14 protein-coding genes are annotated in these 12,734 nt (G+C 70.9%); 9 read left to right on the top strand and 5 right to left on the bottom strand.

All coding sequences use genetic code 11. The features are described 5' to 3' along the window. Positions 1-95: 95 nt before the first annotated feature. Together ABZX40_RS23825 and coaA are read right to left on the bottom strand one after the other, a co-directional pair. Entirely contained in the window at positions 96-1,031 is a 936-nt protein-coding gene (locus ABZX40_RS23825; protein ID WP_355741729.1) for a DUF389 domain-containing protein, read from the bottom strand. A gap of 36 nt (positions 1,032-1,067) precedes the next feature. Beyond that, positions 1,068-2,075, bottom strand: a complete 1,008-nt coding sequence (gene coaA, locus ABZX40_RS23820) for a type I pantothenate kinase (RefSeq protein ID WP_355741638.1) — start codon at positions 2,073-2,075, stop codon at positions 1,068-1,070. A 228-nt stretch (positions 2,076-2,303) separates the two neighbouring features. Between coaA and glmS the strand changes: the two genes are divergently transcribed. Further along, a complete protein-coding gene (glmS, locus tag ABZX40_RS23815) occupies positions 2,304-4,151 on the top strand; it encodes a glutamine--fructose-6-phosphate transaminase (isomerizing) (protein WP_355741640.1) in 1,848 nt (615 codons plus the stop codon). Here glmS and ABZX40_RS23810 read toward each other — a convergent pair. Continuing rightward, positions 4,112-4,342: a DUF397 domain-containing protein gene (locus tag ABZX40_RS23810; protein ID WP_355741642.1), complete on the bottom strand. Its 231-nt coding sequence runs from the start codon at positions 4,340-4,342 to the stop codon at positions 4,112-4,114. The two genes, glmS and ABZX40_RS23810, sit on opposite strands and share 40 nt — an antisense overlap. An 8-nt stretch (positions 4,343-4,350) precedes the next feature. Beyond that, complete coding sequence (locus tag ABZX40_RS23805) at positions 4,351-5,205, bottom strand: helix-turn-helix transcriptional regulator (protein WP_355741644.1); 855 nt, start codon at positions 5,203-5,205, stop codon at positions 4,351-4,353. 232 nt (positions 5,206-5,437) lie between these two features. Here ABZX40_RS23805 and ABZX40_RS23800 point away from each other — a divergent pair, with 232 nt between their 5' ends. The 8 genes from ABZX40_RS23800 (at position 5,438) to ABZX40_RS23765 (ending at position 12,110) form a co-directional block, all read left to right on the top strand. Further along, complete coding sequence (locus ABZX40_RS23800; protein ID WP_355741646.1) at positions 5,438-5,848, top strand: ATP-binding protein; 411 nt, start codon at positions 5,438-5,440, stop codon at positions 5,846-5,848. A 79-nt stretch (positions 5,849-5,927) separates the two neighbouring features. Further along, a complete protein-coding gene (locus tag ABZX40_RS23795; RefSeq protein WP_356008940.1) occupies positions 5,928-6,818 on the top strand; it encodes a hypothetical protein in 891 nt (296 codons plus the stop codon). A gap of 9 nt (positions 6,819-6,827) precedes the next feature. Continuing rightward, entirely contained in the window at positions 6,828-7,199 is a 372-nt protein-coding gene (locus ABZX40_RS23790; protein ID WP_355741648.1) for a holo-ACP synthase, read from the top strand. Between the two features lie 82 nt (positions 7,200-7,281). Beyond that, on the top strand, positions 7,282-8,736 hold the full coding sequence (locus tag ABZX40_RS23785; RefSeq protein WP_355741650.1) for an NAD(P)H-hydrate dehydratase: 1,455 nt from the start codon (positions 7,282-7,284) through the stop codon (positions 8,734-8,736). 49 nt (positions 8,737-8,785) lie between these two features. Then, on the top strand, positions 8,786-9,952 hold the full coding sequence (gene alr / locus ABZX40_RS23780) for an alanine racemase (RefSeq protein WP_355741651.1): 1,167 nt from the start codon (positions 8,786-8,788) through the stop codon (positions 9,950-9,952). Beyond that, positions 9,949-11,148: an alpha/beta hydrolase gene (locus ABZX40_RS23775; RefSeq protein WP_355741653.1), complete on the top strand. Its 1,200-nt coding sequence runs from the start codon at positions 9,949-9,951 to the stop codon at positions 11,146-11,148. Before alr ends, ABZX40_RS23775 begins: the two co-directional genes overlap by 4 nt. After that, on the top strand, positions 11,117-11,638 hold the full coding sequence (gene tsaE / locus ABZX40_RS23770) for a tRNA (adenosine(37)-N6)-threonylcarbamoyltransferase complex ATPase subunit type 1 TsaE (RefSeq protein WP_355741654.1): 522 nt from the start codon (positions 11,117-11,119) through the stop codon (positions 11,636-11,638). The genes ABZX40_RS23775 and tsaE overlap by 32 nt, the downstream gene beginning before the upstream one ends. A gap of 280 nt (positions 11,639-11,918) precedes the next feature. Further along, positions 11,919-12,110 (top strand): hypothetical protein, encoded by a 192-nt coding sequence (locus tag ABZX40_RS23765; protein WP_355741656.1) that lies wholly within the window; start codon positions 11,919-11,921, stop codon positions 12,108-12,110. 73 nt (positions 12,111-12,183) lie between these two features. Here ABZX40_RS23765 and ABZX40_RS23760 read toward each other — a convergent pair whose 3' ends face one another. Then, on the bottom strand, positions 12,184-12,732 hold the full coding sequence (locus ABZX40_RS23760) for a hypothetical protein (protein WP_355741658.1): 549 nt from the start codon (positions 12,730-12,732) through the stop codon (positions 12,184-12,186). Positions 12,733-12,734 lie beyond the last annotated feature (2 nt).

Here is a 12,734-nt window from a genome sequence, read left to right as displayed (position 1 = left end):
GCACGGCGCGGTCGGCGATCAGGAGACCAGCATGGGGGCTCAAGGGTTGTACGGGACAACGGTTTTCTTCGGAGGGTGGAGGTGCTGTGGGTCCGTCAGGAGCGTTTGGCCGCCCGGGTGCGGGACCAGAACCACTTCTGGGCCAGCAGGGTCGCGGTGCCGGCGAGGAGGATGCCGAGGAGGTTGAGGAGGAGTTGCTCGGTGGAGCCCCAGGTCTGGCCGGGGTCGCCGTAGGCGAAGGCGACGGCGGCGTTGGCGGCGGCCGGGATGGTGGTGACGGAGATGGCGACGCCGACCAGGGCGCCGGACTTGGCGGAGGTGAGGGAGAGGGTGCCCGCGGCACCGGCCAGCACGGCGACGACGAACGAGAACCAGTCCGGGGCGTAGACGAACCCGGTCTGCGGGCGCTCGCCCTCCAACTGCTCCCGGGTGAACAGCCCCACGGCGTCCATGAAGACGCTGAAGCCGACCGTCACGATCATCGCCACCGCGAAGCCGACCAGCAGGGCGATCAGGGAGCGGGCGGCCAGCCGGGGCCGGCGCTGCACGATGGAGGTCGAGATCCCGGCCAGCGGACCGAACTCCGGGCCGACCGCCATCGCGCCCACGATCAGGATCGCGTTGTCCAGCACCACACCGCAGGCCGCGATCATCGTGGCCAGGGTGATGAACGCGAGATAGGTGACGGAGAGGGTGGACTCCTCGTGGGTGGCGTCGGTCAGGTGGTCCCACAGGACCGCGTCGGCGGCCTCGCCGGGAGCCTCCGCCTCGGCCTTGGTGCCGCGCTTGGACAGCGACAGATCGATGTTCTCCACGGAGATCGAGCCGGTGTCCTCGATGCCCAGTCCCTGGAGGCCGGTGAGCAGTTCGTCACCGGCCTCGCGGGCGACATCGCACATCACGACATCGCCGCGCGGGTTGCGGGCGGCGCCCTCCATCACCACGAGATGGGTGGTGCCGACGGTGTTCTCGATCAGTCGGACCACGTCGGCCGTCCGGTCGGCCGGGGTGATCAGGCGCAGATGCAGCAGCATGACGCCTTTCTAACAGGCGCCTCACCGACGTGCTCAGAGCTTCCGCAGGCTGAGCCGCTGCACCTTGTGGTCGGCGCCCTTGCGGATGATGAGGGTGGCGCGGCCCCGGGTGGGGGCCACGTTCTCGATCAGATTGACCTTGTTGACGGTCCGCCAGGTGGTGCGGGCGTAGTCGAGCGCCTCCTCCTCGGAGACCTGGGTGTATTTGCGGAAGTACGAGGAGGGGTTCTGGAAGGCGGTCGCGCGCAGCTTGCGGAAGCGGTTGAGGTACCAGCGCTCGATGTCCTCCGGCCGGGCGTCGACGTACACACTGAAGTCGAAGTAGTCGGCGAGGCCGACGCGGGTGCGGCCGTCGGTGCCGGGCAGGGCGGGCTGGAGGACGTTCAGCCCTTCGACGATCAGGATGTCGGGGCGGCGGACGACGAGCTTCTCACCGGGGACGATGTCGTACTTGAGGTGGGAGTAGACGGGGGCGGTGACCTCGTCCTTCCCGGCCTTGATGTCGGCGACGAACCGGGTCAGGGCGCGGCGGTCGTAGGACTCGGGGAAACCTTTCCGCGCCATCAGTCCGCGCGCCTCCAGCTCCCGCGTGGGCAGCAGGAAGCCGTCCGTGGTGACCCGCTCGACGCGCGGGTGCTCGGGCCAGCGGGAGAGCAGGGCCTGGAGGAGCCGAGCGACGGTCGACTTGCCGACCGCGACCGACCCGGCGACGCCTATCACGAACGGGGTGCCGGACTGGGAGCCCTGCTCGCCGAGGAAGGTGTTCAGCGCGCCGCGCAGGCCGTCGGTGGCGCCGACGTAGAGATTGAGCAGCCGGGAGAGCGGGAGGTAGATGTCCCGGACCTCGTCGAGGTCGATGACATCGCCCAGCCCGCGCAGCCGCTCGACCTCCTCGGCGGTGAGGGGCAGCGGGGTCTTGTCGCGCAGGGCGCTCCACTCGGCCCGGGTGAGGTCGACGTAGGGAGTCGCCTCCGGGCGGTTCCGGTGGGCGCTCCTGGAGGCCGAGGGGGTCGAGGGGGTCGAGGAGACCGGAGAGATCACAGTCCATTGTTACGGGAGTTTGAACGTGGGGGTGGGGTGGTGTGCGTCACGTGTCCCACGGGGGTGTCCCACGGGGCCGGGGTTGAGCGTGCCGTGTGTGTCCTGCGGGGCCGGGCTTGAGTGGGGGCGTGTGCTGGGCGGGGCCGGGGTTCGTACCACCGTGGGAATTTCCGATTTCGGGCACGGTGTGCCCCTTTGGTGGGGGATGTCGATCGTAGGCTGCGGGGTATGTGCGGAATTGTGGGATACGTGGGGCCGCAATCGGCTCTCGATGTCGTCATGGCCGGTCTGAAGCGGCTCGAATACCGGGGATATGACTCGGCGGGCGTCGCGATTCTCGCGGACGGGGGACTGGCCGGGGCGAAAAGGGCCGGGAAACTGGTCAATCTGGAGAAGGAACTCGCCGAGCGGCCCTTGCCGAGCGGGGCGACGGGAATCGGGCACACCCGATGGGCGACGCACGGCGGCCCGACGGACGGGAACGCCCACCCGCATCTCGACAATGCCGGCCGGGTGGCGGTCGTCCACAACGGCATCATCGAGAATTTCGCCGCGCTGCGGTCGGAATTGTCCGCCCGGGGCCACGCTCTGTCCTCCGAGACCGACACCGAGGTGGTCGCCCATCTGCTGGCCGAGGAATTCTCGTCCTGCGCGGATCTGGCGGAGGCGATGCGGCTGGTGTGCGCCCGGCTGGAGGGGGCGTTCACGCTGGTCGCGGTGCACGCGGACGCGCCGGACGTGGTGGTCGGGGCCCGGCGGAACTCTCCGCTGGTGGTGGGGGTCGGGGCGGGCGAGTCCTTCCTCGCCTCCGATGTCGCCGCGTTCATCGCCCACACCCGCTCGGCGATCGAGCTGGGCCAGGACCAGGTGGTGGAGCTGCGCCGGGACGGGGTGCGGGTGACCGGCTTCGACGGCCGTCCGGCGGAGGTCCGGGCCTACCACATCGACTGGGACGCCTCAGCCGCCGAGAAGGGCGGCTACGACTACTTCATGCTCAAGGAGATCGCCGAGCAGCCGAAGGCGGTCGCCGACACCCTGCTGGGCCGGATCGACGCGGAGGGCTCTCTGACGCTGGACGAGGTCCGTATTCCGCTCTCCGAACTCCGGGAGATCGACAAGGTCGTCATCGTGGCCTGCGGTACGGCGTTCCATGCCGGGCTCATCGCGAAATACGCCATCGAGCACTGGACCCGGATCCCCTGCGAGGTGGAGCTGGCCAGCGAATTCCGGTACCGGGATCCCATTCTCGGCGCGCGGTCGCTGGTCATCGCGATCTCGCAGTCCGGCGAGACGATGGACACGCTGATGGCGGTACGGCACGCACGGGAACAGGGCTCGAAGGTGCTCGCCATCTGCAATACCAACGGCTCGACGATCCCCCGGGAATCGGACGCGGTGCTTTATACGCACGCCGGTCCGGAAGTCGCCGTCGCCTCGACGAAGGCATTCCTGACCCAATTGGTGGCCTGCTATCTGGTCGCCCTGTACCTGGGCCAGGCCCGGGGCACGACCTGGGGCGACGAGATCCGGGGCGTCATCCGCGACCTCTCCGGCATCTCCGGCGCGGTGGAACGCGTCCTGGAGACGATGGAGCCGGTACGGGAGCTGGCGCGCACGCTGGCCGACAAGAACACGGTGCTGTTCCTGGGCCGGCACGTCGGCTACCCGGTTGCCCTGGAGGGCGCTTTGAAGCTGAAGGAACTGGCGTACATGCACGCCGAGGGCTTCGCGGCGGGGGAGCTGAAGCATGGGCCGATCGCGTTGATCGAGGACGATCTGCCGGTGGTGGTCGTCGTCCCGTCGCCGCGAGGCCGTTCCGTCCTCCACGACAAGATCGTCTCCAACATCCAGGAGATCCGGGCGAGGGGTGCGCGGACGATCGTGATCGCGGAGGAGGGGGACGAGGTGGTGGCGCCGTACGCCGACCACCTCATCCGGATCCCGGCGACGCCGGTGCTGTTGCAGCCGGTGGTGGCTGCGGTGCCGTTGCAGGTGTTTGCGTGTGAGCTGGCTACGGCGCGGGGGAATGAGGTGGATCAGCCGAGGAATTTGGCGAAGTCGGTGACGGTGGAGTAGGCGTCGCCGGGGGGCTTCAGGGCTTCTACGAAGGTGGTGAAGGCTCCGGCCGGGAAGGTGAGTATCGCTCCGGTCGGGGTCTTTGAGTCGCGGATGGCTATGTGGGTGGTGCCGTTGGCTACTTCCACGCAGCCGTTGCCTACGCCACCGCCAGAATAGGAGGACTTGCGCCAGATTTGGGGTGTGATCATGGGGAGCCTCACAGTTCCTTCGTAAGCTTGTGGATGAAGTCGCGGGATTCCCGGGGCGCGAGTGCCGCATCCTCAAGCCTGTGGAAGAGCGTTCGACAGCGACTGAGTTGGGTCTCGGCGTCCAGGTAGACCACACCGTGCGGGGCGTCGCGCACGATGGTGTCGAGCTTGGAAACGTGGCTGCCCACGTAGAGCATGGCGCTTCCAGCTCCCGCGAAATGGTCGAGGTCGAAGGGGATGACGCGCAACGTGATATGTGACGCCTCGGCGATTTCCAGAGTGAATGACAGCTGACGCAGGGCGGATGCGCGGTCGCCGACGCGGATGCGTAGGGCTGCCTCGTGAACCAGCGCCTTGTATGGGATCGGTTCGGGGCGTTCGATGATCGTGCGGCGCTTCATTCGGTGCTCCACCCAGCGCTCGATCTCGTTCTCGGGGAACTCTGGGTTGATGTACGAGAAGAGCGCGTGCGCGTACGCCTCGGTCTGGAGGAGGCCCGGGACGTGGATGAAGTCCGCGTCCCATCGATAGCTCGCGTGGTGCTCCAATTCGGCCAGGTCCAGGAAGGGCGTGGCCAGTTGCCCTCGGTCAGCTTCCCACCAGCCCCGCGAGCGGTCGGTCGCCATGGCTACCAGCGCGTCGATCAGCTCTGCGTCTGGGCAGCCGTAGATGGCGGCCATGCGTCGGAGACGCTTCTCGCTCACGCCCGACAGGGCGGATTCGATCTGCGTGATCTGGCTCGACGTGACCCCAAGGGCCGCCGCTGACTCACGTCCCGAAAGGCCCGCTGCGTTGCGCATCTTGCGCAGTTCCACGCCCAGGCGGATCTGACGTGCTGTGGGCTCGCGCCGCAATCCCGCCATGCACTGCTCCTTGTTCAACACGCCTACTGGCGCGACTCGTTCGGGGGTCAGGTTACGTGACCGGCTTGCGTTACCTCGAATTTGAGGTCTACCTTGAGTGACGCAACGCACACTCTGCGGATTCCCGGAGATGTCGGAAGTGCACCGCTATGCCCTGTCCCGCCCGGAGGGCTGACGCGGCGATGACACCGGCCCTGTCTCCGCCACCCCCCACCCCGAACGGAGTTGCCCTATGCCCGAAACCGAGTCCTGGGAGTACTCGCTCAGCATCCCCAACGACCTCCGCGCCGTCACCGTCTGCCGCCGCACCCTCCGCCTCATCCTCACCATCCACGGACTCATCAGCCTCGTAGACCTCGCGGAACTGCTCGCCGCCGAGTTGGTCTCCAACGCCGTGCGGCACACCAAGGGCCCCGCCGCCCTGCGGGTGAGCTGGTCCCCCGGGGTGCTGTGGATCGGGGCCTGGGACACCGACCCCCAGCCGCCCGAGCCGCGCTGCGCGCTGGACCTTCACCAGTTGGCCGAGCTGGAGGACGGACGCGGGCTGGAGCTCATCCGGGCCTGCTCCGACCGCTGGGGATGGCTGACCGGCGGTGGGGATCCCGGCAAGTACGTCTGGTGCCAGCTGAGTTCGGTGGCGTGAACGTTTTTCCGGAACTCGAACGAGTGAACATACCCGGCCTGGCTGGAACTTCAGCCCCGTACAGCGCAAAGGTGGTCACATGGTCACATCAGCCCATGAAGGCATGCACCGGATTTTTCAGGAGCGGCCCGAGATCCTGGGTCCCGTGTTCAAGGTGCTCGGGGTTCCGCTGTCTCCGAAGGTGACGGTGGACGCCATCACCACGGACGTGACGGAGACCCGCCCGCTCGAACGCCGCGTGGACACCGTGTTACGCGTCGGTCCGTCCGACGGCGAGGACTTCCTGCTCGCCATCGAGGCCCAGAGCGACAAGAAGGAGGCCAAGTCCGCGAGCTGGGCGTACTACGTCTCGTACCTGCAGTCGAAGTTCGGTCTGCCCGTGCTGCTGGTCGTGGTGTGCCAGGACCTGGCCACCGCGAAGTGGGCGGCGGGTCCCTTTGACTGCGGGACGCCGGGGTGGACGACCCAGCGGACGACCCCGTTGGTCGTGGGCCCGCACAATCTGCCCGTCATCACCGACGCCAGGACGGCCCTGAAGAACCCCGCGTTGTCCGCGTTGTCCGCGCTGGCGCATGCTCGCGGCCTTGAGAGTCAGGGTCCGGCCATACTGGAGGCAATCGCCAAAGCCCTCCAGCAGCTCCGGGAGACCGACCCCGGCAGCGCTGGATATTTCTTCGAATTCCTGGAGATCACCCTGGGGGACACCCCCTCCGGAGAAGAATGGAGTCGCATCATGACGTTCGTCAGCTACTTCCCTGGCAGGGGGACCGTCCGAGAGACGGCGTACCTGGAGGGCAAGGCCGAGGGCAAGGCTGAGGCCATCCTCCTCGTCCTGGACGTACGCGGCATCCCCGTTCCTGACGCAGTCCGCGAGCGCATCACCACCTGCACTGATCTCGACCTCATGGACATCTGGATGGAGCGTTCCCGGACGGTCGAGCGCGCCGAGGAACTCTTCACCGACTCGTAGAGTGCCCGGATGACCATCATCGGAGTCGGCATCGACGTCGCCGAGATCGACCGGTTCGCCGCGTCCCTGGAGCGGACTCCAGCGCTGGCGAACCGGCTGTTCCTGGAGAGCGAACTGCTGCTGCCCAGCGGCGAGCGGCGCGGTGTCGCCTCCCTCGCGGCGCGGTTCGCCGCCAAAGAGGCCCTCGCCAAGGCGCTCGGCGCCCCCGCCGGGCTGCACTGGACCGACGCCGAGGTGTTCGTGGAGGACAGCGGGCAGCCTCGGGTGAGGGTCACCGGGACCGTCGCCGCCCGAGCCGCCGTGCTCGGCGTGAAGTCCTGGCATGTGTCGCTCAGTCACGACGCCGGGGTCGCCTCCGCCGTCGTCATCGCCGAGGGATGACCACCGCCCGCGCCGCACGGCCCCCCGCACGGCCCCCCGCCCGACGCTGCACACCCCCCGCCTTCACGAGACACTCGTACCCATGCGTACTGCCTACAGCGTCGAGACCGTCCGTGCCGCCGAGCGGGAGTTGATGGCGCGGGTTCCCGAAGGCGCGCTCATGCAGCGGGCCGCCGCCGGGCTGGCCGCCGCCTGTGCCGAGTTCCTCGGGCGGGTGTACGGCAGCCGGGTCGTGCTGCTCGTCGGCAGCGGGGACAACGGCGGTGACGCCCTCTACGCCGGGGCCCGGCTCGCCCGGCGCGGGGCCGGAGTGAGTGCCGTGCTGCTGTCGGCCGGACGGGTTCACCAGGGCGGGCTGGCCGCGCTTCGGGGCGCCGGAGGGCGGGTCGTCGCCCCCGGTGACGAAGTCACGGCCATCGAGCGCGCCCACCTCGTCCTGGACGGCATCGTCGGGATCGGCGGGAAGGGCGGCCTTCGGGACGCCGCCGTGCCGCTCGCCGAGGCCGCCGCCCGGTCGCGGGCCGGGATCGTCGCCGTCGATCTGCCCAGTGGCGTCGACGCGGAGAGCGGTGAGGTGCGCGGGAGTGCCGTCCGCGCCGATCTCACCGTCACCTTCGGGGCCCATAAACCCGGGCTGCTGATCGATCCCGCCCGGGAGTACGCCGGGTCCGTGCGGCTTGTCGATATTGGGCTCAGGGGATGCCTCCCCAGCCCCCCCGCCCTTGAGGCGCTCCAGCATGATGACGTGCGGGCGCTGCTTCCGCTGCCCGGTGCCGAGAGTGACAAGTACCGGCGTGGGGTCGTCGGGGTCGCCGCCGGGTCCGGGCGGTATCCGGGGGCCGCCGTGCTCGCCGTCGCGGGTGCGTTGCGGGGTGGGGCCGGGGCCGTGCGGTATGTCGGGCCGGCTGCGGATGCCGTTATCGCTCGGTTTCCCGAGACGCTGGTCTCCGATCGCGGGCCCTCGCACGCCGGGCGGGTGCAGGCCTGGGTCGTCGGGCCCGGTGTCGGGGAGCAGGCGGGGGCGGTCGCCGAGGTCGTCGGCGAGGACGTGCCCGTGCTCATCGACGCCGACGGGCTGCGGCTCGCCGACCGGGACGCCGTACGGGCGCGGACGGCGCCCACCCTCATGACCCCGCACGCCGGAGAGGCCGCCGCGCTGCTCGGCGTGGCCAGGGAAGAGGTCGAGGGGGCGCGGCTGGCGGCCGTACGGGAACTCGCGGCGGCCTACTCCGCGACCGTGCTGCTCAAAGGGTCCACCACCCTCGTCGCCGACCCCGGCGGCGGTGCCGTACGCGTCAACCCCACCGGCACCGGATGGCTCGCCACCGCCGGGAGCGGCGATGTGCTCTCGGGGCTCGCCGGGTCCCTGCTGGCGGCCGGGCTCGACGCCCGGGACGCGGGCAGCGTGGCCGCCTATCTGCATGGGCTGGCCGGGCGGTTCGCCGCCGACGGGGCACCGGCCGGGGCCGATGACGTGGCCGAGGCGATCCCGGGCGCCTGGCGGGATGTAAGGGATGTGCGGGATGTGCGGGAGTGAGCGGTGCTCTCCCGGCCCTCACAGCACCCTCTGCGACACTGGACCCGTCATGACAGTCACCACGGAGAACGCCGCCCGCGCCCGAGCCGAGATCGACCTCGCCGCGCTGCGCGCCAACGTACGGGTCCTCAGAAGGACCGCGCCCGGGGCGCAGCTGATGGCGGTCGTCAAGTCGGACGCGTACGGGCACGGGGCCGTGCCGTGCGCCCGCGCCGCGCTGGACGCGGGGGCGACCTGGCTGGGCACCGCCACCCCCGAAGAGGCGCTGGCGTTGCGCGCGGCGGGGCTGCCGGGGCGGATCATGTGCTGGCTCTGGACACCCGGCGGGCCCTGGAAGCAAGCCGTCGAAGCCGATATCGATGTGTCGGTGAGCGGGATGTGGGCGCTGGAGGAGTTGCTCGCCGCCGTCCGGGGGGCCGGTACGCCCGCCCGCGTCCAGCTCAAGGCCGACACCGGGCTCGGCCGCAACGGCTGCCAGCCTGGTGACGACTGGGCCGCGCTGGTGGACGCCGCGCTGCGCGCGGAGCGCGAGGGGCTCATCCGGATCACCGGCCTCTGGTCCCACTTCGCCTGCGCCGACGAACCCGGCCACCCCTCCATCGCCGCCCAGCTCACCCGCTTCCGCGCGATGCTCGCCGAGGCCGAGGCCAAGGGCGTCACCCCCGAGGTGCGGCACATCGCCAACTCCCCGGCCACCCTCACCCTCCCCGAGGCCCACTTCGACCTCGTCCGCACCGGGATCGCCGTCTACGGCATCTCCCCGAGCGCCGAGATCGGCACCCCCGCCGACTTCGGGCTCCGCCCGGTGATGACGCTCTCCGCCTCCGTCGCCCTGGTCAAGCAGGTGCCGGGCGGACACGGCGTCAGCTACGGCCACCACTACACCACCCCCGGCGCCACCACCCTCGGTCTCGTCCCCGTCGGTTACGCCGACGGCATCCCCCGGCACGCCTCCGGTACCGGCCCCGTCCTGGTCGGCGGCAAGTGGCGGACCGTCGCCGGGCGGATCGCCATGGACCAGTTCGTGGTCGACCTCGGCGGCGACGAACCCCCGCCCGGTACCGAGGCCGTCCTCTTCGGCCCCGGCGACCGCGGCGAACCCACCGCCGAGGACTGGGCCCAGGCGGCGGGGACCATCGCGTACGAGATCGTCACCCGGATCGGGACCCGGGTGCCGCGTGTCCATCTGCACGGGGAAGGCGGGGGCGGTTCGTGAGTGAGAGCGGGGGCGCCGGGACCAACTGGCGCAAGGCCACCGGGATCGCCGGGGCCGCCATAGGCGTGCTCGCGGCGGGCGCGGCGGCCGGGGTCGCGATAGAGCGGATGACCGTCGGGCGGGGGATACGGCAGAAGGCCCGCCTCGCGCTCGACTCCGCCGGGCCCTACGGATCGCTGCGCGGCAACCCGGGCACCGCCGACGCCGACGACGGCACCGCGCTCTACTACGAGGTCGATGAGGTGGAGCCGGAGGAGGGGGACGGGGGGCGGCGGCGCCGGTTGTTCGGGCGTAAGGCGCCCGCGCCCGTCACCGTCGTCTTCAGCCATGGCTACTGCCTCAACCAGGACTCCTGGCACTTCCAGCGGGCCGCGCTGCGGGGGGTCGTGCGGTCCGTCTACTGGGATCAGCGCAGCCATGGGCGCTCCGCGCGCGGGGTCGCCCAGATCGAGCGGCGGGAGGCGGTCAGCATCGATCAGCTCGGCCGGGATCTGAAGGCCGTGGTCGACGCCGCCGCACCCGAGGGGCCGATCGTGCTCGTCGGGCACTCCATGGGCGGGATGACGGTCATGGCGCTCGCCGCGCAGTTTCCCGAGCTGATCCGGGAGCGGGTCGTCGCCGTCGCGCTGGTCGGGACCTCCGCCGGGCGGCTCGGTGAGGTGAGTTTCGGGCTGCCGGTCGCCGGGGTCAACGCGGTGCGGCGGGTGCTGCCGGGGGTGCTCAAGGCGCTGGGGCAGCAGGCCGAACTGGTGGAGCGGGGGCGACGGGCGACCGCCGATCTCTTCGCCGGGATCATCAAGCGGTACTCGTTCGCCTCCCGGGACGTCGACCCGGCGGTGGCCCGGTTCGCCGAGCGGATGATCGAGTCGACGCCGATCGATGTGGTCGCCGAGTTCTACCCGGCGTTCACCGAGCACGACAAGAGCGAGGCGCTGGCCCTCCTCACCGCACTCCCGGTGCTGGTGCTGGCCGGGGTCAAGGATCTGATCACCCCCAGCGAGCACAGCGAGGCCATCGCCGACCGGCTGCCCGACGCCGAACTGGTCCTCGTCCCGGACGCCGGGCATCTGGTGATGCTGGAGCATCCCGAGGTGGTCACCGACCGTCTCGCCGACCTGCTGACCCGGGCGGGAGCCGTCCCGGCAGGAGCTACCGTGGGTGGCTATGGAAGCAGCAGCACCGGGCAGACCCGCTGACCCCGTTCACTCCGTCGAGCTGACCGTCACCTCACCCGAGCGGATGCTCGACCTGGGCCGCAGGCTGGCCGCCCTGCTGCGGGCCGGCGACCTGGTGATGCTGACCGGCGAGCTGGGCGCGGGCAAGACCACCCTGACCCGGGGACTCGGCGAGGGCCTCGGGGTGCGCGGCGCGGTCACCTCACCGACGTTCGTGATCGCCCGGGTGCATCCCCCGCTCGGTGACGGGCCGCCGCTGGTCCATGTCGACGCCTACCGGCTGGGCGGCGGGCTGGACGAGATGGAGGACCTCGACCTCGATGTCTCGCTGCCGGAGTCGGTGATGGTGGTCGAGTGGGGCGAGGGCAAGGTCGAGGAGCTGACCGAGGACCGGCTCCAGCTCCTGATCCACCGGGCCGCCGGGGAGACGGCGGACGAGGTACGCCGGGTCACGCTGAGGGGGATCGGGCCGCGCTGGGACGGGGCGGATCTGGAGTCGCTGGGCGGCTGAGCGATAGGACTCCGTCCCGGTGACCGGTTCGACCGCCGTCGCGCCGACCGGCCGACCGTCGTCCGGCCGTCGCGCTGACCGGCCGACCGCCGTCCCGCCGACCCACCGCCCCCGCCGACCGACCCGTCCCCCACTCCGGCGTACTTTCCGACAACCCGTCGGCAAGATATTGCGTTCGCCCCGTTCCCCGTGGTCACATGGTATCCCGGGCGTAGTTAGGTTCACCTAACCAGTGGATCGGCCACGCTCACTGCCCGCCCCCGAACCTCAGGAGGCGTCCATGTCGGCCACGGAACGTACCCCGCAGCCCCAGCCGAGGCCCCGCGCCGCCGGGGTGGTGTCCATGCGCGAGCTGCTCGCGTCCTGCGCGGCGGCGGAGCTGATCTCCACCCCGCCGCCCCCGCCCGAGCCGGTGAACCCGGCCGCCCGGCCCCTCAGGCAGTCGGCCCCGCCGCCCTCCCGGGCCGCCTGACGCTCGGCAGAGCAGCGCCCCGCCGCCCTCCCGGGCCGCCTGACGCCGCTCGGGGCACAGGGAACAGCGCCGCTCAGCGGATCACGACCACCTTCGCGCCGATCGTCGCGAACTCCCACAGCACATCCCCGTCCTCCCGCGTCTCCCGGATGCCCCCGGTGCGCAGTGCCGGGTCGGGGACCGGCGTCGTACCGTCGACCGCCGCGCTGAAGCCGATGGCGACCCCCTCCACCGAGGTGAAGCGCACCACGTGCTCGATGGGGGCGCCGTCGGAGCCGACCGCCCGGTTTGAGCGGGAGCTGACGGCGTAGGAGCCGGGCTCCGGATCGACCATCGACGGGGTCACCATGAACGTCCGGGTGACCCGCTCACCGGGGGCCACCAGCCACACCCGGTCGTCGTCCAGCGAGTACACCACCCGCTCCCCGCGCCCGCTGCCGCCCGGCAGCGCGGTCGGGTGCTGTTTGTCGCGCGGGGCCCTGGGCGCGTCGGCCGGGGTGGACGCCTGGGCGCCGGGCAACCGGGCGGGGGCGCTCGCGGACGCCTGGAAGGCGAGGACCCCGACCGTCCCCAGGGCCGCCGCGGTGAGCCCGGCCACGATTCCCGAGCTGCTGCTTGTCACCG

Origin of the sequence: Streptomyces sp. NPDC004610 (assembly GCF_040609715.1) — a bacterium.
GTDB lineage: Bacteria > Actinomycetota > Actinomycetes > Streptomycetales > Streptomycetaceae > Streptomyces.
This window is presented reverse-complemented; position numbering and strand designations above follow the sequence as displayed.